Source organism: Chryseobacterium nakagawai, assembly GCF_900637665.1.
Taxonomy (GTDB): Bacteria; Bacteroidota; Bacteroidia; order Flavobacteriales; family Weeksellaceae; genus Chryseobacterium; species Chryseobacterium nakagawai.
This window is the reverse complement of the sequence record NZ_LR134386.1, coordinates 3,729,196-3,751,561: the sequence shown is the minus strand read 5'-3', so window position 1 is coordinate 3,751,561 and position 22,366 is coordinate 3,729,196. Positions and strand designations below refer to the sequence as shown.

The window sequence follows — 22,366 nt, the reverse complement described above, 5'->3', positions numbered from 1 at the left end:
AAAAATCACACTATGAAAAAACTTTTATTGCTCTTGATTCTGGCAACCAATTTTGTGTTGGCCCAGATGCCTAATATTTCAAATATATGGCTGAATAACAGTAACCCTTATATCGGAACCATTGGAAATAAGGGACAGGAACTGAAGCTTAAGATTACGATTTCTGAACAGAATAAAAAGAATGATCAGCAGTATTTTGTTTCAGGATACTCTCTTGTAGATACCAATTATGCTAAACTTGAAGGAACGTTAACCATTTCAAAATATAAGGATTCAAAAAAACAAGGAACAGTATTTGGAGAATACGAACTGGCTGAAGAGAATAAAGGAAAACATTCTGGAATTTTTAAAGGGAGATTCATCTATAACTTTAAATGGAACAGAAAAACTGAAAAAGTGGAAGGACAGTATATTGAACTGATCGGTAATTGGAAAAGCTATGATGGAACCCTTGAGTTCAAAACACATCTGAAAAATCAGTAATATCAAAGGGAAACTTGTTCTTACATGTACAATTGATTAATAAAACAATAACTTACATCAACTTTAAAATATGAAATTAGGAGCCTTTTCAATCAGTCTTAGTGTAAAAGACCTTCAAAAGTCCAAAGATTTTTATGAAAAACTGGGCTTTGCAACGATGGCTGGAGCTACAGAGCAAAATTACCTCATCATGAAAAACGGATCTACTTTGATAGGACTGTTCCAGGCAATGTTTGATGGGAATATGCTGACTTTTAATCCGGGATGGGATGAAAATGGGCAAAATCTTGAATCCTTTGACGATGTACGCGAAATCCAGAAACGTTTAAAGGAGAGTGGAGTAGAGATTGATAAAGATGCTGATGAAAACACTTCAGGACCTGAGCATATCTACCTGAAAGATCCAGATGGAAATATGATCCTAATCGATCAACACAGATAAACAGAATTCAAAAAAAATTAAAACTTAACTAAAAAAAACAATCATGGCATCAGTAAATGTTTATTTAACATTCAATGGGAATTGCAGAGAAGCATTCGATTTCTATAAATCGGTTTTCGGAGGAGAATATCCTTATATCGGAACTTTCGGAGAAATGCCTCCTATGGAAGGAAAAGAGGTTTCAGAAGAAGATAAGAACAGAATCATGCACGTTACCCTTCCTATTTCCAAGGAAACGGTATTAATGGGAAGTGATACAGGAGGAGAATGGGCTTCCGACTTTAAAAAAGGAAACAATTTTTCAATTTCTATCAATGCGGAATCCAAAGCAGAAGCAGAGAAATTATTCAATGGTCTTTCTGCGGATGGACACGTAACAATGCCATTGGCAGATACTTTCTGGGGTGCTTACTTTGGAATGTTTACCGATAGATTCGGGATCAACTGGATGGTTAATTACGATGATCCTGCTAAAATGCAGCAACATCCATAAGATTTATATTTTGTATCTGAAATATAGTTATAAGTTACCGGCAGTCATCCTGCCGGTTTTTTATTTGATATTATATTTGCATCCCGAAAATTTTTAAATTTGATATGGAAAACAATAATAATTAATTAAAAATAGAATGATGAAATTTACCCTTGAAGATATTAAAACTGAGCATCAAAAAGTAAAAAGTGGAGCTGATTTCCCTCAATATATAAAAGCGATTAAAGAACTTGGTGTTTCTCACTATACAACGTATGTGGAGGATGGAAAGACAGAATATTTTGATCCCCATAATCAATCTGCCCAAACAGCAGGTAAGTATGATAAACTTGGTGTTTCTGAAAAGGTGAATCTTGACCATTTTAAAGCAAGATTAAAGCTTCACCAGCAGGGAGGTACAGATTATATGACATTCTGTAAAGACTGTGCAGAAAATGGAATTGAAGGCTGGAAAATGGATTTGAATGGAATGACTTGTACTTACTTTGATAAAGAACGGAGAGATCTCTTAATAGAGCAGATTCCGGGGTAAAATAGTTGGAATTTGGTTAAAGTGTCAGATTTAAAGTTGCTTACTATAAAACCTTGATTGTGTTAACTAAAAAATATCGTTTGCGATTATTGATTTAAATTATTAATTTTGTTAAAAACGATAGATAATAGTAATTGATAAGCATGAGAAAGGTTTTTACGAAGTTGGCATTCACGGTATTGAGTTTGGGGTCTGTTCTTACATGGGCGCAAAAAAATGATTTGGGTGCATGGTATATGTATTTTGGGAATAATAAAATCAGTAAAAAACTAAACTGGCATAATGAAGTTCAGTATAGAAATTTTGATGCTATTGGGGATCTGGAACAGCTTCTGATCCGCACCGGAATTGGATATGATCTGACAGAAAATAATAATAACGTATTGCTAGGATATGGATTTATTTTGAGCCAGCCCTATGTAAATGGTGATAAAAAGGAAAATATAGAACACAGAATTTTCCAACAATATATTACCAAGCAGAAGTTCGGACGTTTTAATCTTCAGCATCGTTATCGTTTGGAAGAACGTTTTCTGGAAGATGATTTTAGAATGAGATTTCGTTATATGTTAGGATTGAATATACCGATCACTCAAAAGGAAATGCTGCCGAAAACATTGTATGCATCTGTATATAATGAGATTTTCCTCCATTTCAATAGTCCTACTTTCGATAGAAACAGAGTTTATGGGGCATTGGGCTATGTCATTAACAAAAACATGCGGATTGAAGCCGGTTATATGAATCAGATTCAGGAAAACAGAAATAGAGGACAGATTCAGATTGGTTTTTATAACAATATACCGTTTACCAAAAACTGATTGTAACCGTTTCTGCTGAATGCGCTGATGAAAATCATTATTTGAAACTATTAAATAATTAACACAAAAATAACACATAATGCATTCAGGAAAAAGATTTGGAGCGCGTGAATTCATCAATTGGACACGGCGCAGTATTTATGCTTTAATCGTATTGGCAGCTATTCCTACGATTCTTTATTTTTTAGGTTGGAAATTTCTTTCCGTGCCCTGGCAGCCTATTGCGATCATGGGAACAGCGGTTGCTTTTATCGTAGGATTTAAAAATAATGCAAGTTACAGCAGGCTTTGGGAGGCAAGACAGATTTACGGAGCGATCATCAATGACAGCCGTAGCTTTGGATATATTCTAAGAGACTCCCTTATTGTAAAAGATTCACATAAAGTAAAAGAAATGTTCCTTCGTCATTATGCATGGCTTACAGCACTAAGATTCCAGCTTAGAGAACCAAGAGCCTGGGAGAATACAGGATCTGCACAGTTTGATGAATATGCTAAAAAGTATGATATTCCGGAACGGCTTTCAAAACTGGATGATGAACTGAAGAAATACCTTTCAGAAACAGAACTTCAATATATTCTGGGTAAGAAAAACAGGGCAACTCAATTGATGGCCTGCCAAAGTAAAGAATTGTCTGAAGCTTATGAAAAAGGAGAAATTAATGATTTTCAGTGGACACAGATCAATCAGCAGTTGGTGAAATTTACTGACAGTCAGGGAAAAGCAGAAAGAATTAAGAACTTTCCTTATCCAAGGAACTTTTCTTCCATTACCACTTATCTTTTGTTGTTGTTTATTGTATTTGTTCCTTTTGGGTTGTTGAAGGAATTTGATAAACTAGGTGAAGGTTCTGTGGTTGAAGGATGGACAATTTGGTTCAATATTCCTTTCTCTTTATTGGTAACATGGTGTTTTCATACCTTAGACAGTGTGGGAGAGGCATCAGTGAATCCTTTTGAAGGAAGTGCCAATGATGTTCCTATCACCCAGATCAGCCGTACCATTGAAATTGATATGAGAGATATGCTGGATGAAACCGATCTTCCGCCGGCAATTACTCCCAAAAATAATATTGTCCTTTAAAACCCTTATGGATACAACTCTGCGTTATCTGCAAAATCAGCGTGAGCCTTGTTAAGAAAATAAACCTTATAGGTTTTTAAAACCGATAAGGTTGAAACAAAATAATTAAAAATAATACTTAAAAAAACGAAATCAAATGATTCACAGCTATGTTATAATATCCATTGTAGTCTTATTGTCTGTAATGATATTAGTAATGATAGGGCAAAAATTGAAAGTAGCTTATCCAATCTTTCTTGTAATTGCAGGATTGCTCATCAGTTTTGTTCCGGGAATGCCTCGTGTAGAAATAGAACCGGATCTTGTTTTTCTTATTTTTCTTCCACCCATATTATTTGAAGCCGCATGGTTTACGTCATGGCAGGATTTTCATAAATGGAGAAAACAGATCTTTTCCATGGCTTTTGGATTGGTATTTTTAACATCAATAGTCGTTGCGTACCTTTCATCTTCTATTATTCCGGGGCTTACCGTAGCAATGGGATTCTTATTGGGTGGCGTAAATTCTCCACCGGATGCTGTAGCGGCTACTTCCGTATTGAAGCATATGAAAATCCCTAAAAAGATCACCAATATCCTTGAAGGAGAAAGTTTAATTAACGATGCATCCAGTTTAATTGTATTTAAATTTGCCCTTGCAGCCGTTATTTCAGGGCAGTTTATCTGGAAAGATGCCGTTCAGGATTTCTTTACTATGGCGATTGGAGGAATTGCAGTAGGAGTCGCAGTTGGTCTTCTGTTCGGAGCGTTGTTGAGGATTATTCCTACGAATTCTAATATTGACACCGTTATCACACTGATCGTTCCTTACATTATGTATGTTGGAGCAGAACACTTCCATTTTTCAGGAGTTTTAGCTGTGGTTGCAGGTGGATTGCTAATGTCTTATAATTCCCATTGCTACCTGAGTCACACCTCAAGAATTCAATCCGGGAATGTATGGAGTGTTCTGATATTTCTGATGAATACCATCATTTTTATCCTCATCGGTCTTGAGTTGCCAATTGTTGTGGAGGGACTGACAGATTATACTGTTTCAGAAGGAATTTTCTACAGTGTGGTTATAGGCGGAGCAATTATCGGAACAAGAATAGTATACAGTTATGCGTTGATGTACTTCCCAAGGCTTTGCTCTAAAGAATTAAGATTGAAGGTCCCGAAACCGGATTGGCGCGAACCTTTTATCATCAGTTTTGCAGCGATGAGAGGGGTGGTTTCATTGGCGGCAGCATTGTCTATTCCTGCATTTCTTCCTAATGGAGATGCTTTTCCACATCGTAATATCATTTTATTTGTCACTTTCGTTATTATTCTGATTACTTTGGTTGGGCAAGGATTGTTGCTTTCTCCAATCCTGAAATTATTAAACATCCAGGATACAGGAAGTGAGTTGCCGGAGGAAAAGCAAGAAGTTATTTTGATGCGTAAGCTTAAAGAAACAGCTTTGCATAAACTGGAAAATGATTTTTCTGAATTGGCAGTATCCAACAGTCTTGTTCGTCATCAAAAACATAAATTGGAAAACGAAATGATGTTGATGGCTGATAAAGCCCAATGTATGGCTTCTACCGGAGATTATGTAACGGCCATCAATGAAAATAAAGATGTCTTGCGCCAGGTGATTCAGGCACAGAGAAACGAATTACATAGAATGAAAAAAGAAAAAATATTTGACGATCATGTGATGAGAACCATTGAAATGCAGCTGGATTTTGATGAAGCAAAAATTACCGGATTTTCTCATTGATACTATGGGATGTTTACAATAAAGTAAAATTAACCATAGAAGTCACAAAAGGATTTAAGCTAAGTCTAAAATTAAGGTTAACTTGCATAAAATGCACAAAGTGAAAATCTACAGATTTTCAAAACTTAAGTGCTCTTTTCAATAGTAAGAATATTAACTTTAAAATGACTTAAGTGTTAAGATTCTTTTGTGACTTTTATCGTTAAAATAGTTGAATTAAATTTTAGTAATATGAACACACCAATCACCGTCCAATACAAAATAAATGCCCCCATCGATAAGATTTGGGAAGCATTGACAGATAAGAATGAAATGAAGTCCTGGTATTTTGATATTAAGGATTTTGAGCTTGAAGTAGGAAAAATATTTAATTTTTACGAACCCGGAGGCGAAAATAAATACCATCATCAAGGTGAAATTCTTGAAATTCTTCCTAACCAAAAATTAAAGCATACCTGGTCTTATCCTGATTTTTCAGATTTGAAAACTACTGTAACATGGGAATTACAACCAGAAGATAACGGAACTTTGGTCAAATTAACCCATGAAGAAATTGAAAACTTTAAAGAGTTGGGAGAAGGTTTTTCAAGAGAAAATTTTACCGGAGGCTGGAACTCCATTGTAGGTCAGAGTTTGAAAGAATATTTAGAAAAATAAACGAATGATAGCATTAGAGTCTTTTCATATTAATGATGCGCCAGCATTGATTTCAAATATTAAAGATAAAAAAGGCCTTCTGCAGTTTGCGGGGCCTATGTATCGCTTTCCTTTAACTAAAGATCAGCTTGAAGTAGATTTGTCTGATGAAAACAGAACACTATTCAAAATAATTGATGTAGAAAATCAGAATACAATCGGTCATGCCCAAATATTTCTAAAAGATGAAACATTTCTGTTGGGAAGAGTTTTAATATGGGATGAGAATAACAGGGGAAAAGGGTATGGCAAAAAGGTGATGCAGGAACTTCTGAAGTATGGATTCAGTCATTTAAACAGAGAGCTGGCAGAACTGAATGTCTACGACTGGAATACCGGAGCCATTGAATGTTACAAAAAAGTTGGCTTTGTTATTGATCCGGCTGTAAAGAATGAAGCGAAAATTGATGATGAAACCTGGGTTTCAATTAATATGAAGATTCACAGAGATACTTTTCAATTATAGAAGTTATGAGCAGATTTACTGGACTTCGACCCGTGCTTTGGACAGAAAACCTCGATGAAACTATAGGTTTTTATTTGCATATTCTCGGTTTTGAGCTATTAGCCAGAAATGATGACTGGCATTGGGCATCCCTGAGAAAAGACGAGGTGTATATCATGCTTGCTTTACCCAATAAACATGAAAATACAGTAACCATTGGTTTTACAGGATCATTTTATTTTAATGTAAATAAAGTAGATGAATTATGGGAACATCTTAAAACAAAGGCTAAAATCTGTTATGAAATTGAAACTTTTGAATGGGGAATGAGGGAATTTGCAGTGTACGATAACAACGGATATATCCTACAATTTGGTGAACCTATGGATAATATTGGCAATACGGAATAAAATTTGCTATTTTTGGGGAAATATTTAGAAAGTCAATGAAAAAAAATATAATAGCGGGTTTCGCAGCAATTTTACTACTGGCATCTTGTAATAAGGATAAGGAAATTCTTGATACATTAAACACATATAATAATTCAATGGAAGCAAAAGGATATCATTTTGGTGATAAACTCCAACTTCCAAAAGAGGTTACAGAAAATGCAGAAAGCGTAAGCATCAGCTTTGGAGATAAAGAAACAACAGATCTTACGATTGATCCGAAGTTTTTTACCTTGGGAGATAACGCAGTTACTTTTAATATCAAAACCAAAGGTGGAGAAACCTTAAATCAGGATGCTACCATCAATGTATTTGCAAAAAATCCTGAAAAAAATATTGCTTACCAGATTGTAGCAGAATATCCTCATGATCCTAAAAACTTTGTACAGGGATTCCAGGCTGAAGGAAATACGATCTATGAAAGTGACGGTCAGAATGGGTCTTCGCAGATCTTAAAATATACATTGGGAACCACTACACCACTTGCGTCTACTAAACAGGCTCCGGAAGATTTTTCAGAAGGAAGTACGATTGTAGGAGATAAAGTATATCAATTGACCTGGCAGAGTAAAAAAGGATATATTTATGATAAAAGCTCTCTGAAATTACTTTCAGAATTTGCTTATCCAAACGTATTAGGTGAAGGTTGGGGATTAACGTATGACGGAAAGAGCCTGATTGCTTCAGACGGAAGTAAGCTTTTATATTTCCTTGATCCTAGTGATCCGTCAAAACTCATCAAATATATTGCTGTAGCGGGAAGTTCACAAGCATACGACCAGCTAAACGAACTGGAATTTCACAACGGATTCCTGTATGCCAATGTATGGCAAAAGCCAATCATCCTGAAAATCAATCCTGCAACCGGAGAAGTAGTAGGTACATTTGATTTTACAGAAATTGCAAAACAAAATACCAAAGGAACAGATGATGTTCTGAACGGAATTGCTTTCAAAGGAGAAAATATGTTGGTAACAGGGAAGAATTGGCCAAAGATTTATGAAGTTGTTATTAAATAAGAAAAGTTTCATAACAATTTCTATTCGAATAAAATAAAGTGTAAATTGGTAGCGTTCCATGAGGAGCGCTATCTTAGTAAAAGAATTTTGAGATTAATCTATCTGATATGCATTTTTATTTTCTGTTCCTCTACGGCGCAGAACGTTCTTCCTTTAGATACTTTGAAGCTTAAAGAGGCCAAAGATATGCTGGCCGATGATTACGGAAACCTGTACATCTATAAAAATAAAGACTTTAGTTTTACCAAATATGATTCTTTGGGAAAGCAGATTGGTAAACTGATGTTTACTGTTCCTTATAAAGTGCAGACGGTACAAAACCCGCTGAATGTACCTTTGTTTTCAGAAAATGCCCAGGAAATGAAATTTATAGACCAAAATATGAATGAAATCCAACGGATTGATTTTAAGCAGAAATTTGGTTTTATAAGAATGGCTTATGCTGAAGATCTACAGCAGTTGTGGTTATTAGATGACAGTACAAAACGTTTGATACAGTACAATTTCAGAAATGATACCACCATCAACTCATTTCCTTTTGATATCAGTTTCGAGGATCTGATGGATCTGCTGGTGTATGAAACTAAAGTCTATGTTCTCACTAAAAAGCATATCAGAATTTATAATCTGAAGTTTGAAAAATTATTTGAAGCGCCAGTGGATAACGGGAAACGCTTCAGACGGGAAAATGATAATATTTTGGTTGTTGCCAATAATTCAATCTTAAAATATATTCCTGAGAAAGGAATGAGTGTTGTTTTTGATGATCCTGATGCACAAATTGTGGATAAAAACATCCTTTCTTATTTTGAAATCAAGGGGAACAAACTCTATCTTTACAGCCTTGAAAAAGTAAAGAAGGCCAGACAGCAAAAACAACAGGAAGCTGAGCTTCAGATCATACAGCAATCTACCGGAAAACCCGCAGATAAAGCTGAAGAAAAAACCAATGGAGAAGGTATTGAAAAGAAGACCTCTGACAACACATTGGAGAAATTGATTGAAGAAACTTCCGAAGTTCAGGCAGCAGGTGTAGAAAAGCTTATCAATTAATCAGTAAATACAAGGAAAAAGAATTATGCATATTGCAGTTACAGGAAACATTGGAGCAGGAAAAACAACTTTAACTACGATGCTTTCTAAGCATTACGGATGGGATGCACAGTTTGAAGACGTAGATCACAATCCTTATCTAGAAGATTTTTATTCAGATATGAGTAAGTGGAGCTTTGCCCTGCAGGTGTATTTTCTGGGAAGCAGATTCCGTCAGGTAAAAGAAATCAGAGAAAGTGGTAAAAATATTATTCAGGACCGTACTATTTATGAAGATGCTCACATCTTTGCAGAGAACCTTAATGATATGAACCTTCTTTCTGACAGGGATTTCAATAATTATTCATCTGTTTTTGATTTGATGAAATCATTCGTTTCAGCACCAGATCTTTTAATTTACTTAAAATCAGATGTTCCGAATCTGGTAAAGAAAATTTACAAAAGAGGACGTGAATATGAAGCATCCATCAGTATCGAATACCTTTCAAAACTGAATCAGAAATATGAAAAATGGATTTCCAATTATACGGAAGGAAAGCTATTGATTATTGAAGTAGACAATTTAGATTTCGTTGAAAAGCCAGAGGATTTTGGATTAATTTTGGAAAAAATTGAAACAGAATTACACGGATTGTTTTAACAAACTTTTATCAGAACATTAAGACAACATCCATTAAATTCTTATTAAATTTGTGAGAAGCAAGTTTAATTTATTAAAATAATTAGAAATGTTAGTGAAAGTTTTACATAACGGAAGCTGTTCAAAATCCAACGCAGTTTTGGAGTATCTTGATGAAAACGGAGTTCATTTCGAGATCATTAATATGATTGAAGATCCACTAAGTATTCTGGAAATCAAAACCGTATTGAAGAAGCTGAATCAGAGCGTTTTTCATATCATTCGAAAGACAGATAAACTGTATATTGAAGAATATGCAGATAAGAATTATTCGGAAGAAGAATGGATTAAAATTCTGTCTGAAAACCCCTCTCTGATACAAAGACCTATCTTGGTAAAAGGTTCAGTAGCGATGTTGGGAAGGCCTATTGAGAATGTAAAGTTCTTTATTGAGAAATAATAAAATATATAAAAACTGCGGCTGTTTCTTACGAAACAGCCGCAGTTTTATTTGTACATAACTTTTTATTCTCTAATAAAAAGACCATCATTTCTGACAGCCTTTTTTTATTTTACAATAGAATAACGCCTTCTATTTTTGCTACTTCTTGATAAATTTTCACTACCTGATTGGCATCTAAAACAAATGCATTGATGTTGCAGGCTGTGTATTTTCCATTTTTGCTTTCGCGGTTCCCTAATGTAAATTTAATACCATCAAAAACCTTGTAAATTTCAGTAAGTTTTGATTGGTCTGTAGGAATAATAAATTTAAATAAATAATCTTCAGGAAAATCATGATGACCTTCCAGTTTCTCCTTTAAAGATTTATAGAAATCTTCAGGACTTGCGTGTTGATTTCCTTGTAATATGTCCATCTGCGGTTCTTAATATTATATAAATATAATGAAATTTTTCCTATTTTCCAAATGGTCCAAGCAGCGATTTGGAGTTCTGGTGTTCGTAATCTTCAATGATATTGAAGAGTCCTGCAACCAGTTGTTCAGAAGCTAATTGGCTCAATCCACCTGAGTTTACAGTATTTTTATTTCCTCCTAAAAGATTTCCCAGGAAATTACTGCCGGATAAAGCGGTATTAATTGTTTTTACGATCCCATATTCGTTAAGTTTCTCATCTACCTTCGGGGCAATAGCTGCAATCAGTTGTTGAGATGTTTTTTCTTTCAGAATTTGTGTGGCAGTCGTTCCCTCAATGATTCGGGTTACATCCTGAGCATTTAAACTGTTTACTGCACCTTGCAGAATAGGCCTTGAAGTGTTTACCGTATACGCAGCAGCCTGTGCAATATAATCTCTTTCTTTAGCAACTAATGACGGAGCAATTTTTTCCAGCATAGAGTTAATGTCTCTAAGCTCTTTCGGAAGTGCCTTGTCTACCATATTGTTCTGTAAAAAGGCTTCTTTATTGGTGTAGATCCCCATTCCTTTATCAATACCATTGAGTAGCATTCTTTTAATAATGGAAAGTCCCATGTCACTTGTGGCCAATGTCGTACAGGATTGTACAGTGGTGGTAATAACAGCACCGGTTCCTATAATAAGAGCGGCTGCAATAATATATTTTTTCATTGATCTTTTTATTGCTTTTTTCAAAAACTGCACCAAAGGTAAATACTATTTTGTATTTAACAAAATATTAATGATTAGTGAATTATTTGGTGATTTTTTTTGTTTAAAATATAATTTAATGATTGAAGATATGATATTAAATTGATTGTTATTTTGGTTTTTAATTTACGTAATGTGATTAAATTGAAGTTTTTTATATATAAAAATATAAATTTTTTGAATTTTTAAGATATGTTAACATGTTTCGGTTTTTTTTCTATTTTTGGCTAATGTCTTCATTTGAGAAATTGAATGCTTCGAAATGAGACAATGTTGAAAATCTGATTGTACGAATAAAATTGAAACTATATGAAACAAAGTAATTTAAAGTATCCATGCCTCATCGCAGTTTTATACTTCGGGATGAACGTGAATGCACAGGTTACAAATGACTCTGCCAAAGTTCAGAAGATTGACGAAGTGGTCATGATCGGATATGGTAGCCGTAAGAAAGTGGATAATACAACATCCATTAGCTCCATCAGTGCAGAAGAAGTAACCAAAACCAAAGTTCTGAATGCTACACAAGCCATTCAGGGAAAAGCTGCAGGGGTACAGATTATGGCTTCTGATATGCCAGGATCTACACCTTCAGTAATGATAAGAGGTCTTGGAACTGTAACAGGAGGTAGAACACCACTTTATGTTGTGGATGGAATGTTTTTAGAAAATATCAACAATATCAATTCTAATGATATTCTTACTTATGATATTCTAAAAGATGCAGCTGCATTAGCTATTTATGGTAACAGAGCTGCTAATGGGGTGATTATCATCACTACAAAATCAGGAAAAGGAAAGTTAAGTGTTTCTTATGATGGATTAGTAGGGGTAAGAAGCCCTTTGAGAACCGTGAAGATGGCAAACGCATCAGAATTTGCAGCTTATAACAATATTGCCCTTAATAAAAATGAGTTTTCCACTAATCAACCAGTGAATACAGATTGGTTTAAGGAAATTACGAGAACAGGGATTTATAATCAACATAATCTTTCTATTTCTGGTTCTTCCGAAGCTGTGAAATACTTTTTCAGTTTAAATAATTATGATGAACAATCTATTCTGAGAGGTACAGATTACAATCGTGCAACCATTAGGACCAATAATGAGTTTAAGATTACTAAGGGAATTACTTTATCTCAAAATTTAAGTGTAGCCTTCACAAAATCAACTCCTAAGCCTTTTAATGCTTTTACAACAGCTTATAAACAATCTCCAATGGTTCCTGTATATTATGGTTCCGGACAATTTGGAATGCCGTATGTAAATGAAACCACAGGTATTGTAGATTATACAGGGTATAAATTTAATGATGTGACTAACCCTGTCAGTCAATTATTACTTAATAATGAACAAAATAAAAGTACATTATTGCAAGGTGGATTGAAACTAGATATCGATATCATTAAGGGGCTGAGATTCACTTCTCAATTTAATGGAGAATATGGTACATATAAATCATATAATTTTAAAGATGAAGTTGCAATCTGGCTTGCAGGAGATCCAACAAGGGTGGCAAATAATTTCTCTGCTTCTAACCCAAAAAATACTTTGGAGAATACAAAAGAAGATTATTACAATTGGTCTTTAACGAATTATTTGACATATAATAAAAAGTTCGGGGTTCATGATATCGAAGCAACAATAGGTACAGAAACAACGGTAAGAAATGGAATTGATCAGACTATTATCAAAAGAAAGAACTTATTGTTGAATGACCAGAACTACTGGAATATCAAAGACACTAATTATATAAATAATGTTCAGAGTCTTTATTCTACAAAATTTGACAGAAATACAACTGTTTCATATTTCGCCAGAGCACAATATAAACTAATGAATCGTTATTTATTGAGTGCTACCGTAAGACGTGATGGATCTTCTCAATTTGCTGCAGGGCAAAAATGGGGGACTTTCCCATCATTCGGAGCGGGATGGATTATTTCTGAAGAAGATTTTATGAAAGACGGGTTCTTTGATCTTTTAAAGCTAAGAGGAGGCTGGGGTAAATTAGGGAATCAAAGAGTTCCTTTGAACTATTTGCCTTTAAATTCTGGTAAAGATTATAATTATGGATTTGGAAATGCAAATCCAGTAAGTAACGGGATTACTGTCAATAAAGGGTATGATCCTGTATTAGGATGGGAGGTTACTGAAGAATCTTCTGTAGGATTAGACTTTGGAATGTTTAATAAGAGGCTTACAGGTAGCGTTGATGCTTACAACAGAGAAACAACAAACCTTATTTTAGGAATAACCAATTATATAACTTCAGGGCAGTCTGAGACTTATTATTCACACGTAGGAGCAGTTAGGAACAGAGGTATGGAATTCTCTCTGAACTGGGCAGATAAAGTAGGCCAAGATTGGACTTATTCAATAGGTGCTAATTATTCATTTAATGAAAATGTTCTTACCAGAGTGGACACTCAAAAGAATATTGCTCAGTTAAGTGGAGGTAGCTTAGGAAATGGAGAATGGGTTAAATTGTTTAATGGTTCTACAGTAGGCCATGCTTTAGGAAGTTTTTATCTATGGGAATATGACGGATTAGATGCTAACGGAAACATGAAGTATAAAGATCTTAATGGAAATGGTGTTACAGGACGAGCTGATGCGGGAGACAGAAAATATTTTAATTCTTATATCCCAAAATCAATGTTAGGAATTAATGTTTCATTAAGTTATAAAAACTGGGACTTTGCAGCCAATGGTTATGGAGCATTTGGATTTAGTGTTTATAATGGTAAAAAAGCCCAGAGAAGTAATAATGTAAATATTGAATCTTCAGTAGTTCAAGATTACTGGACTTCATCTAACCCAACTGGAACAAATCCGAAGCCATCTACTGACAATCCATTAGCGTCAACTTATTATCTGGAAGATGGAGATTATTTCAGAATTAACAATATATCAATTGGGTATACAGTAAAGAATGTAGTGGACTATGTAAAGTCTATCAGATTTTATGTAAGTGCAATTAATCCTTTTATCTGGCAAAAATATACAGGATATTCCACTGAATTATCGGGATATGATCCTGCAGATGCGAAAACAGAGGGAGATCCTTACAAAATGGCAGGAGTAGAACTTAATGCTTATCCGACGTTAAAATCTTTTGTATTTGGTGTAAATGTAAACTTTTAGAAAAAATGAAAAGAAATAAAATACTGTTAATATCATTAATGTTACTAGGTTCAGTAGCTGCAGTACAAAGCTGTAGTGATGAATTTATTGATGTAAAACCATCAGAATCAATGACTATTGATGACCTTGAAAAATTTAATAATAATGATGGTGCTACTTACTTTGTAAATTCCATCTATGCTAAATTTTTAGATTGGAATATGAGTACGTTTGCCTGGATTGGTGTTACTTCCATTATTTCTGATGATGCCGATAAAGGTTCTACAGCAGGAGATAATGGATCTGATAAAAATCTTTTGGACGCATTGGATATTACTGCTACAACACCATCTTTTAAAGAACTTTTTGCTTCTAATTATCAAGGAATAAACAGATGTAATCAAGCTTTAAAGTATATTCCACAATTAGATAAAGCTGACTCTGATTTACGTAAAAGACTAACTGGTGAGGCTAAATTTCTGAGGGCTTTCATGTACTTTACCTTGGTAAGATCTTTTGGGGGAGTTCCTTTGGTGGATCATGTTCCTAGTCTTGATAATGCTGAAGATAAAAAAATGCAGCTTACAAGAGTTTCTAAAGAGGAAATTTATGCATTCATTGAAAAAGATTTGAAAGATGCTATAGAATCCTTGCCAAATAAGTCCGTATATACAGGAAATAATGTAGGTAGAGCATCTGTAGGAGCAGCACATGCACTATTGGCTAAAGTATATCTTTATCAGAAAAAATGGCAGTTAGCTGCAGAACAATGTGATTTAGTGACGGGATACTCATTAACTCCAAGCTTCATTGAAATCTATAAAGTTTCTGGAGAAAATAACGCAGAATCCATCTTTGAAATTCAGGGATCTGGTGCTGATGCAGGTAAAGCAATTCAGCAATATAGCGTGGTTCAGGGAGTTAGAGGTTCCGGTGGCTGGGGCTGGGGATTTGCTACACCTACCCAAGGATTATATGATGCTTATACAGCAGAAGGAGATACGGAGAGAAGAGATGCTACAATTATTCATAGAGATATGACATTGTATGATGGAAGATATATTCCTAATACGGTAGAGAACAAGTTCTATAATTATAAGGCTTATTCTTCAGCATTCTATGATAAGGATGCGACTGATACTAATATCCGTTACCTTAGATATGCGGAAGTTTTGTTAATCAAAGCAGAAGCATTGAATGAATTAGGACAGACAAGTGTTGCTATTCCTCTACTAAATCAGGTTAGAGAAAGAGCTAAGATAGCGCCAACTACAGCAGTTTCACAGGCAGATGTAAGAACTGCAATCTGGAAAGAAAGACGATTAGAACTTGCTTTTGAGCACGACAGATGGTTTGATCTCGTAAGAACAGGTCAGGCACAGGCTGCAATGGCTGCGGATGGTGGCAAAAAATTCATCGTTGGGAAGCATGAATTATTCCCACTTCCTTTTGAATTTATCATGGAAGCTGGTGGCCTTTCTCAACAAAACCCAGGATATAACTAATAACAACCATAAACTAGAGGAGAGTGAAAATTCTCCTCTAATTTTATAACCCATAACCCGATACCAATGAAAAGGACCCTATTATCAATTGCCGTAACTTCTTTATTCTTTACTTTTTCTTGTAAAAATGCCCAGGTTTCCAAACCGGAAATTGTAAAAAATAATGGAGTGAAAAGCACCATTACCGATGAGCAGCTGATGGATCAAGTACAGAAAGATGCCTTAAAGTACTTCTGGGAGTATGCAGAACCTAATTCTATGTTGGGAAGAGAGCGTTACCATGAAGATAATATCTATCCGGATCATGATAAGCATGTTATCACAACCGGAGGTTCAGGATTTGGATTAGCGACTTTATTGGTAGGAGTAGAGAGAGGATTTGTTCCAAGAAAAGAAGCTGTGAAAAGATTAACCCATATCATGGATTTTTTGGCAAAAGCAGATCGCCACAAAGGCGCTTGGTCACATTGGATCAATGGAGAAACGGGTAAGACAGTTCCTTTTGGAAAAAAAGATAACGGCGGAGATCTTGTAGAAACAGCATTCCTTACTTCAGGAATATTAATGGTTCGTGAATACTTTAAAAATGGAAATACTGAAGAAAAAGCTTTAGCTGCAAAATGTGATGAACTTTGGAAAGGAATTCAATGGAACTGGTACACCAAAGGAGGTGAAAAGGTGTTGTACTGGCACTGGTCACCGGAATATCAATGGGAAATGAACTTTCCACTGGAAGGATATAATGAATGTTTAATTACCTATATTCTTGCTGCATCTTCACCTACCTACTCAATTGATGCTGAAACTTATTATAAAGGCTGGACCAGAAACGGGACCTACCTCACCAACAAAACAAAATACGGATTACCTCTGTATGTAAAGCACAACTATGCCGAGGAATACGGCGGGCCACTTTTTTGGGCTCAATATTCATACATTGGGCTTGATCCTACAGGATTATCCGATAAACTGGTGAAAAACTACTTTGATATTAATAAAAATCAAACCCTTATTGATTATAAATACTGTGTTGAAAACCCAAAACAATGGAAAGGCTACGGTCCAAACTATTGGGGGCTAACAGCCGGCTATACAAGAAATGAGGACGGAAGTACTGGCTATACAGCGCACATGCCAAGTAATGATAATGGAGTTATAACTCCTACGGCAGCGTTAAGCAGCTTCCCATATACTCCAAAAGAATCCATGGACTTTCTGAGGTTCATCTATACTCAGAAACCTGAATTTATTGGTTCAGCAGGTCCTTATGATGCAACTTCCATCAATTATAACAACTGGTTTACTCCAAGGTATCTGGCTATTGACCAGGGTACGATAGCACCCATGATTGAAAATTACAGAACCGGTTTCCTTTGGAAGCTATTCATGAATGCTCCGGAAATACAACAAGGCTTGAAGAAACTAAACTTCCAGTCACCAAAATATGGAATCAAATAGATGTTTCTTATTAGTTTCAAGTACATGAACAAGTTTTATTTGTGAATTAATGGCTATTAAGAGAATCAATTCAATAGAAACGGGTTTTAGCCTGTTTAAATAAAAAAAATCCATCCAATGGCTTTAGCCAAAACCTGAATAACAATATGAAATTAAAATTAAAGCATATCCCTCTTTTATTGCTGCCATTCTCTTTACAACTGAATGCTCAGGAGATAAAAGCAGAACTGAACAAAGAGTTTAAACGACAGGAGAAAATGTCCTATATACTGGATTATCCTAAAAACACAAAAGAAAATGTTCCATTAATCGTTTTTCTGCATGGTTCTGGAGAAAGAGGAAATAACCTTGAACTGGTAAAAGCACACAGCCCGTTTACTTATAAAAATCTGATCAAAGAACCAGTAGCTATTCTGGCTCCACAATGCCCGGCAGATACCTGGTGGGATACGGTTACAGTCTATAATCTGATTAAGGATATTCAGAAAAAATATAAAATTGATGCTTCCAGAATTTATTTGACTGGGCTTTCCATGGGAGGTTGGGGAACTTTAAAACTGGCGATGGAGCACCCTGAGATGTTTGCAGCAGTTGCTTCAGTTTGTGCACCAACAGATCAGGTAATGACGGCTAATATTCAGCAATTTAAAGATTTGAATATGAAAATATTCCATGGGGGGATGGATGATATTGTATTACCGGAAAATGCTTTCAAATTTTATCAAAAACTTCACCCTGTGAATCCTTCGGCAGAATTAGTGATTTTCCCTAATGATAATCATAACTCATGGGATTCTGCCTATTCAAATCCACAGTTATATGAATGGATGCTGTCTAAAAAGAAAGAAAAATAAATAAGAATATAAGTTTCGGGAAACGAAAGGAACTACATAAAAATCAAAACAATAATATAAGAAGATAGATTTATGAAAAAGTTAATTGTACTTGCAACCCTGGCACTTTCGCCGGTGTTTTCCGCTCAGGAAATGGTAGACAAGCCTGTACAGTCTTATCAGACTGCACAATATCAGGCGAAGAAGAAAGCCTTTGTAGACAATCTTTTATCTAAAATGACGTTAGATGAAAAAATCGGCCAGCTGAACCTTCCTACTTCCGGAGACTTTACTACCGGAATGGCTCAGAGTTCAGATATCGGGAAAAAAGTAGAACAGGGATTAGTAGGTGGATTATTCAATATAAAAGGAGCGGATAAAATTAAAGCCGTTCAGAAAGTAGCCGTTGAAAAAAGCCGTTTGAAAATTCCAATGATCTTCGGAATGGATGTGATCCACGGATATGAAACAACATTTCCAATTCCCTTAGGGCTAGCCGCTTCATGGGATATGAACCTGGTACAGCAGTCTGCAAGAGTGGCAGCAAGAGAAGCCGCTTCTGATGGGATTAACTGGACCTTTTCGCCAATGGTGGATATTTCCCGCGAACCAAGATGGGGAAGGGTTTCCGAAGGTTCCGGTGAAGATCCGTATTTAGGAAGTGAGATCTCAAAAAATATGGTATACGGTTATCAAGGTAAAGACCTGGCTAATGGTACTAATATATTAGCGTGTGTTAAGCACTTTGCATTATACGGAGCTGGAGAAGCCGGCAGAGATTATAATACCGTTGATATGAGCCATGTAAGGATGTTCAACGAGTATTTTCCACCTTATAAAGCAGCTGTAGATGCAGGAGTGGCCTCTGTAATGGCTTCTTTCAATGAAGTGGACGGAGTTCCTGCTACAGGAAGCAGATGGCTGCAGACTGAAGTTTTGAGAAATCAATGGAAATTCAAAGGATTTGTAGTAACCGATTATACCGGGATCAATGAAATGGTAGATCATGGAATGGGTGATCTTCAGCAGGTTTCAGCACTGGCTTTAAAAGCAGGAGTTGATATGGACATGGTAGGAGAAGGCTTTTTAACCACGTTAAAAAAATCTCTGTCTGAAGGAAAAGTTACCCAGGCTGAGATTGATATGGCAGCCAGAAGGATCCTTGAAGCAAAATATGACTTAGGGCTTTTTGATAATCCATACAAACACGGAGATGCAAAACTGGCAGCCAAAGAAGTGTACAACCTGGAAAATCGTAATATCGCTAGAAACGTTGCCGCTCAATCAATGGTTTTACTGAAAAATGAAAACCAGATATTGCCTTTAAAAAAATCAGGAACCGTTGCCGTAATCGGACCATTGGTCAATAACTCCATGAACATGGCCGGAACCTGGAGTGTTGCTACAAAACATAGTGTTTCAGTTAACTTAATGCAGGGACTTCAGGCAAATTATGGTAAAGAAGTAAAATTCCTTTCCGCAAAAGGAGCCAATATCGATTACGATGCAAAATTAGAAGAAATCTATGCTGCTCACGGAAAGAAAACGGATAGAGATAATCGTTCAAAAGAAGAATTGCTAAAAGAGGCGGTGGATATTGCCAATAAGGCCGACGTTATTGTTTTGGCCATTGGAGAATCTGCAGAAATGAGTGGTGAATCTTCATCAAGGTCAGAAATTACCATTCCTCAGTCTCAGGTTGACCTCTTGAACGAATTGAAAAAGACCGGAAAACCAATTGCAATGATTCTTTTCACGGGTCGTCCATTAGCATTAACAAACGTAAAAGATACTCCTGACGCGATTCTTAATGCATGGTTCCCAGGTTCAGAAGCGGGAAATGCGATGGCAGATGTTCTTTTCGGAAAAGTAAACCCATCTGGAAAACTTCCAATGACGTTCCCAAGAAGCTTAGGGCAGGTTCCTATTTATTATAATGCTAAAAATACAGGCCGTCCACTAGACCAGAAGCTGACTGATAAATGCGAATATCAAAGATTCCGTTCTAATTATATGGATGAGTGCAATACCCCATTGTATGCATTTGGATATGGATTAAGCTATACAAAATTCAATTATTCAGATATCAGTATTTCCAATACCAACCCTAAAGGAAATCAAGAAATTCAAGCATCTGTTACCATAACCAATTCCGGAAATTATGATGGTGCAGAGGTCGCTCAGTTATATATCAGAGATATGGTGGGAAGTATTACAAGACCTGTAAAAGAGTTAAAAGGTTTCCAGAAAGTATTTTTGAAAAAAGGCGAATCTAAAAAAGTAACCTTTACGATCACCCCGGAAACCCTGAAGTTTTACAATGGTGATTTAAAATATGACTGGGAATCAGGAGAATTTGATATTATGATCGGAACCAGCTCCGATGAGGTGAAGCATGCAAAGATTACCTGGACAAAATAAGAAGTAGAAAAAGTTTTTCACAGCCATATGTTTTATGTTTTTCTGGCATGATTTTTATTAATACCGTGTCTGGTTATCATAATATAAACAATATGAAAAAAACAGTTGTATTGAGCGCAATGTTCCTTGGTACTTTAGTATTTGCACAACAAACACCGGTTTTGGGTGGCGATAAAGATGCTCATGGATGTATCGGTTCAGCAGGATATACGTATTCACAGATCAAGAAAGACTGTGTCAGAACTTTTGAAGAAAAAATAAAGCTAAAAGAAGTTGCTACAAAAGGAGACTATATTGCCGCTGTTATTTTCAGCAAAGACAAGAAGAAAGCTGAAGTCTTTGTTAAAGATGCAGAAGGAGGGAGTGTAATTCTTACCAGAGCAGGAAAAGCGAAAGCGTGGAAAAATGAAGATTATGTATTGACTCCTTACAAAAAAAGCGGTTATCAGCTTAAAAAGGATAATGTTGTAATTTATCAATAAAATCAGATTTTCAAAGAAATTAAGTCACCCGGAAGGGTGGCTTTTTTTGTGTGCAGATGGCTTCCGGAATAAATAGACTTTATAAATTGCTCAAAAAGAATGTTTTTGTAACTAAGAATGAATTTAATATCTTTATTTCCGAAAGACTTTTTACCAAACAGAAAACATTAATAATTTAAATATGAAAAAACCAATTTTATTTAGCATGATGTTCCTAGGCTCTTTAGTTTTTGCCCAACAAAAAACTCCGGCTTTGGGAGGTGATAGAGATGTTCACGGTTGTATAGGTTCTGCAGGGTATACCTATTCGCAAATCAGAAATAATTGTGTGCGGGTTTTCGAGCAGAAAATCAAATTAAAGGAAGTAGGCTCAGATAAGAGTTCAACTACCATGACGGCCGTTATTTTTAGTAAAGATATGAAGCGTGCAGAAGTTTTTATTTCTGAAGGAGCAGCAAAAAGTATTATTCTTGAAAAAGAAGGAAAAGCTAAAATATGGAAAAGCGGCAGCCATATTAAAGAAACTTATGTGCTGGTTCCCTACAAAAAGACGGGCTACCAAATTAAAAAAGATGATGTAGTAATTTATCAATAAGATCAAGTTTTTCAAAGTAAAAGTAAGTCACTCGAAAGGGTGGCTTTTTTTATGAATATATGCAGTTTTAAACATTTTTTAGAAGCTTGATCCCGCTATCCACTCATACTCCTCACGCCAGAGCATTCCAATGCTCAATCCCCCGGCTTTCTAACCTGTGTTGCGGGGTAACCGTTACTATCGGGGCTATTTTATGAGTAATGAATGATGAATGATGAATGATGTTGTTGCTAAGGCTCAAATCAGCGTTACTTTATCAATAGAGGGCTTTTTACATCATAACTTTTGTTTCTGAAATTCATTTTTTGTCACCTGGAAAGACCTTTCCTCCTGCATTTTCATTAAGCTCTCCTAAGCTAAAAATAGTTTTAAAATAATACGACGTGCTCTGTCGTTGTGCTGTGATAGTTTTGGATAAGATCATTAAAGTGTAA

23 protein-coding genes are annotated in these 22,366 nt (G+C 35.6%); 21 read left to right on the top strand and 2 right to left on the bottom strand.

Going from position 1 to position 22,366, the window contains the following annotated elements:
* The first annotated feature begins 12 nt into the window (after positions 1-12).
* The 14 genes from EL260_RS16985 to EL260_RS16920 all read left to right on the top strand — a co-directional run bounded on the left by EL260_RS16985 (position 13) and on the right by EL260_RS16920 (position 10,343).
* Positions 13-483, top strand: coding sequence for a hypothetical protein (locus EL260_RS16985; RefSeq protein WP_123856514.1), 471 nt, complete (start codon positions 13-15; stop codon positions 481-483).
* A gap of 70 nt (positions 484-553) precedes the next feature.
* On the top strand, positions 554-925 hold the full coding sequence (locus EL260_RS16980) for a VOC family protein (protein ID WP_123856512.1): 372 nt from the start codon (positions 554-556) through the stop codon (positions 923-925).
* Positions 926-968: 43 nt separating this feature from the next.
* Complete coding sequence (locus EL260_RS16975) at positions 969-1,418, top strand: VOC family protein (protein ID WP_123856510.1); 450 nt, start codon at positions 969-971, stop codon at positions 1,416-1,418.
* A gap of 136 nt (positions 1,419-1,554) precedes the next feature.
* Positions 1,555-1,950: a DUF1398 domain-containing protein gene (locus EL260_RS16970; RefSeq protein ID WP_228445500.1), complete on the top strand. Its 396-nt coding sequence runs from the start codon at positions 1,555-1,557 to the stop codon at positions 1,948-1,950.
* Positions 1,951-2,093: 143 nt separating this feature from the next.
* The gene (locus EL260_RS16965; protein ID WP_045498246.1) at positions 2,094-2,771 is read left to right on the top strand and encodes a DUF2490 domain-containing protein; all 678 of its coding nucleotides are present in this window, start codon (positions 2,094-2,096) and stop codon (positions 2,769-2,771) included.
* A gap of 79 nt (positions 2,772-2,850) precedes the next feature.
* Positions 2,851-3,855 carry a bestrophin family protein gene (locus EL260_RS16960; RefSeq protein ID WP_123856509.1) on the top strand — a complete coding sequence of 335 codons (1,005 nt, stop codon included), beginning with the start codon at positions 2,851-2,853 and terminating at the stop codon, positions 3,853-3,855.
* A 136-nt stretch (positions 3,856-3,991) separates the two neighbouring features.
* Positions 3,992-5,602: a Na+/H+ antiporter gene (locus tag EL260_RS16955; RefSeq protein ID WP_123856507.1), complete on the top strand. Its 1,611-nt coding sequence runs from the start codon at positions 3,992-3,994 to the stop codon at positions 5,600-5,602.
* Positions 5,603-5,833: 231 nt separating this feature from the next.
* A complete protein-coding gene (locus tag EL260_RS16950) occupies positions 5,834-6,259 on the top strand; it encodes an SRPBCC family protein (RefSeq protein ID WP_123856505.1) in 426 nt (141 codons plus the stop codon).
* Positions 6,260-6,263: 4 nt separating this feature from the next.
* Positions 6,264-6,764 (top strand): GNAT family N-acetyltransferase, encoded by a 501-nt coding sequence (locus EL260_RS16945; RefSeq protein ID WP_123856504.1) that lies wholly within the window; start codon positions 6,264-6,266, stop codon positions 6,762-6,764.
* 5 nt (positions 6,765-6,769) lie between these two features.
* The gene (locus EL260_RS16940; protein ID WP_123856502.1) at positions 6,770-7,153 is read left to right on the top strand and encodes a VOC family protein; all 384 of its coding nucleotides are present in this window, start codon (positions 6,770-6,772) and stop codon (positions 7,151-7,153) included.
* A gap of 35 nt (positions 7,154-7,188) precedes the next feature.
* Positions 7,189-8,211 carry a glutaminyl-peptide cyclotransferase gene (locus EL260_RS16935; protein WP_123856500.1) on the top strand — a complete coding sequence of 341 codons (1,023 nt, stop codon included), beginning with the start codon at positions 7,189-7,191 and terminating at the stop codon, positions 8,209-8,211.
* 45 nt (positions 8,212-8,256) lie between these two features.
* Positions 8,257-9,264, top strand: a complete 1,008-nt coding sequence (locus EL260_RS16930) for a hypothetical protein (RefSeq protein WP_228445498.1) — start codon at positions 8,257-8,259, stop codon at positions 9,262-9,264.
* A 25-nt stretch (positions 9,265-9,289) separates the two neighbouring features.
* Positions 9,290-9,904, top strand: coding sequence for a deoxynucleoside kinase (locus tag EL260_RS16925; protein ID WP_123856498.1), 615 nt, complete (start codon positions 9,290-9,292; stop codon positions 9,902-9,904).
* 88 nt (positions 9,905-9,992) lie between these two features.
* Entirely contained in the window at positions 9,993-10,343 is a 351-nt protein-coding gene (locus EL260_RS16920) for an ArsC/Spx/MgsR family protein (RefSeq protein WP_123856496.1), read from the top strand.
* A 112-nt stretch (positions 10,344-10,455) separates the two neighbouring features.
* Here EL260_RS16920 and EL260_RS16915 read toward each other — a convergent pair whose 3' ends face one another.
* Together EL260_RS16915 and EL260_RS16910 are read right to left on the bottom strand one after the other, a co-directional pair.
* Positions 10,456-10,761: a DUF493 family protein gene (locus tag EL260_RS16915; protein ID WP_123856495.1), complete on the bottom strand. Its 306-nt coding sequence runs from the start codon at positions 10,759-10,761 to the stop codon at positions 10,456-10,458.
* A 40-nt stretch (positions 10,762-10,801) separates the two neighbouring features.
* A complete protein-coding gene (locus EL260_RS16910; RefSeq protein ID WP_123856493.1) occupies positions 10,802-11,473 on the bottom strand; it encodes a DUF4197 family protein in 672 nt (223 codons plus the stop codon).
* 348 nt (positions 11,474-11,821) lie between these two features.
* Here EL260_RS16910 and EL260_RS16905 point away from each other — a divergent pair, with 348 nt between their 5' ends.
* From EL260_RS16905 to EL260_RS16875, 7 genes are all read left to right on the top strand, one after another.
* Positions 11,822-14,659, top strand: a complete 2,838-nt coding sequence (locus tag EL260_RS16905; RefSeq protein ID WP_123856491.1) for a SusC/RagA family TonB-linked outer membrane protein — start codon at positions 11,822-11,824, stop codon at positions 14,657-14,659.
* Between the two features lie 5 nt (positions 14,660-14,664).
* Positions 14,665-16,143: a RagB/SusD family nutrient uptake outer membrane protein gene (locus EL260_RS16900; protein ID WP_123856489.1), complete on the top strand. Its 1,479-nt coding sequence runs from the start codon at positions 14,665-14,667 to the stop codon at positions 16,141-16,143.
* Positions 16,144-16,209: 66 nt separating this feature from the next.
* On the top strand, positions 16,210-17,601 hold the full coding sequence (locus EL260_RS16895) for a glucoamylase family protein (protein WP_123856487.1): 1,392 nt from the start codon (positions 16,210-16,212) through the stop codon (positions 17,599-17,601).
* A gap of 146 nt (positions 17,602-17,747) precedes the next feature.
* Complete coding sequence (locus EL260_RS16890) at positions 17,748-18,455, top strand: carboxylesterase family protein (RefSeq protein WP_123856485.1); 708 nt, start codon at positions 17,748-17,750, stop codon at positions 18,453-18,455.
* 72 nt (positions 18,456-18,527) lie between these two features.
* Positions 18,528-20,855 carry a beta-glucosidase BglX gene (gene bglX / locus EL260_RS16885; RefSeq protein WP_123856483.1) on the top strand — a complete coding sequence of 776 codons (2,328 nt, stop codon included), beginning with the start codon at positions 18,528-18,530 and terminating at the stop codon, positions 20,853-20,855.
* A gap of 92 nt (positions 20,856-20,947) precedes the next feature.
* Complete coding sequence (locus EL260_RS16880) at positions 20,948-21,337, top strand: hypothetical protein (protein ID WP_123856481.1); 390 nt, start codon at positions 20,948-20,950, stop codon at positions 21,335-21,337.
* A 181-nt stretch (positions 21,338-21,518) separates the two neighbouring features.
* Positions 21,519-21,932 (top strand): hypothetical protein, encoded by a 414-nt coding sequence (locus EL260_RS16875; RefSeq protein WP_123856479.1) that lies wholly within the window; start codon positions 21,519-21,521, stop codon positions 21,930-21,932.
* Positions 21,933-22,366 lie beyond the last annotated feature (434 nt).

What these genes read in the sequence shown, in the direction of transcription:
- EL260_RS16985 (WP_123856514.1), top strand. Translation starts at nt 13, where the DNA reads ATGAAAAAACTTTTATTGCTCTTGATTCTGGCAACCAATTTTGTGTTG.
- EL260_RS16980 (WP_123856512.1), top strand. Translation starts at nt 554, where the DNA reads ATGAAATTAGGAGCCTTTTCAATCAGTCTTAGTGTAAAAGACCTTCAA.
- EL260_RS16975 (WP_123856510.1), top strand. Translation starts at nt 969, where the DNA reads ATGGCATCAGTAAATGTTTATTTAACATTCAATGGGAATTGCAGAGAA.
- EL260_RS16970 (WP_228445500.1), top strand. Translation starts at nt 1,555, where the DNA reads ATGATGAAATTTACCCTTGAAGATATTAAAACTGAGCATCAAAAAGTA.
- EL260_RS16965 (WP_045498246.1), top strand. Translation starts at nt 2,094, where the DNA reads ATGAGAAAGGTTTTTACGAAGTTGGCATTCACGGTATTGAGTTTGGGG.
- EL260_RS16960 (WP_123856509.1), top strand. Translation starts at nt 2,851, where the DNA reads ATGCATTCAGGAAAAAGATTTGGAGCGCGTGAATTCATCAATTGGACA.
- EL260_RS16955 (WP_123856507.1), top strand. Translation starts at nt 3,992, where the DNA reads ATGATTCACAGCTATGTTATAATATCCATTGTAGTCTTATTGTCTGTA.
- EL260_RS16950 (WP_123856505.1), top strand. Translation starts at nt 5,834, where the DNA reads ATGAACACACCAATCACCGTCCAATACAAAATAAATGCCCCCATCGAT.
- EL260_RS16945 (WP_123856504.1), top strand. Translation starts at nt 6,264, where the DNA reads ATGATAGCATTAGAGTCTTTTCATATTAATGATGCGCCAGCATTGATT.
- EL260_RS16940 (WP_123856502.1), top strand. Translation starts at nt 6,770, where the DNA reads ATGAGCAGATTTACTGGACTTCGACCCGTGCTTTGGACAGAAAACCTC.
- EL260_RS16935 (WP_123856500.1), top strand. Translation starts at nt 7,189, where the DNA reads ATGAAAAAAAATATAATAGCGGGTTTCGCAGCAATTTTACTACTGGCA.
- EL260_RS16925 (WP_123856498.1), top strand. Translation starts at nt 9,290, where the DNA reads ATGCATATTGCAGTTACAGGAAACATTGGAGCAGGAAAAACAACTTTA.
- EL260_RS16920 (WP_123856496.1), top strand. Translation starts at nt 9,993, where the DNA reads ATGTTAGTGAAAGTTTTACATAACGGAAGCTGTTCAAAATCCAACGCA.
- EL260_RS16915 (WP_123856495.1), bottom strand. Translation starts at nt 10,761, where the DNA reads ATGGACATATTACAAGGAAATCAACACGCAAGTCCTGAAGATTTCTAT.
- EL260_RS16910 (WP_123856493.1), bottom strand. Translation starts at nt 11,473, where the DNA reads ATGAAAAAATATATTATTGCAGCCGCTCTTATTATAGGAACCGGTGCT.
- EL260_RS16905 (WP_123856491.1), top strand. Translation starts at nt 11,822, where the DNA reads ATGAAACAAAGTAATTTAAAGTATCCATGCCTCATCGCAGTTTTATAC.
- EL260_RS16900 (WP_123856489.1), top strand. Translation starts at nt 14,665, where the DNA reads ATGAAAAGAAATAAAATACTGTTAATATCATTAATGTTACTAGGTTCA.
- EL260_RS16895 (WP_123856487.1), top strand. Translation starts at nt 16,210, where the DNA reads ATGAAAAGGACCCTATTATCAATTGCCGTAACTTCTTTATTCTTTACT.
- EL260_RS16890 (WP_123856485.1), top strand. Translation starts at nt 17,748, where the DNA reads ATGAAATTAAAATTAAAGCATATCCCTCTTTTATTGCTGCCATTCTCT.
- bglX (WP_123856483.1), top strand. Translation starts at nt 18,528, where the DNA reads ATGAAAAAGTTAATTGTACTTGCAACCCTGGCACTTTCGCCGGTGTTT.
- EL260_RS16880 (WP_123856481.1), top strand. Translation starts at nt 20,948, where the DNA reads ATGAAAAAAACAGTTGTATTGAGCGCAATGTTCCTTGGTACTTTAGTA.
- EL260_RS16875 (WP_123856479.1), top strand. Translation starts at nt 21,519, where the DNA reads ATGAAAAAACCAATTTTATTTAGCATGATGTTCCTAGGCTCTTTAGTT.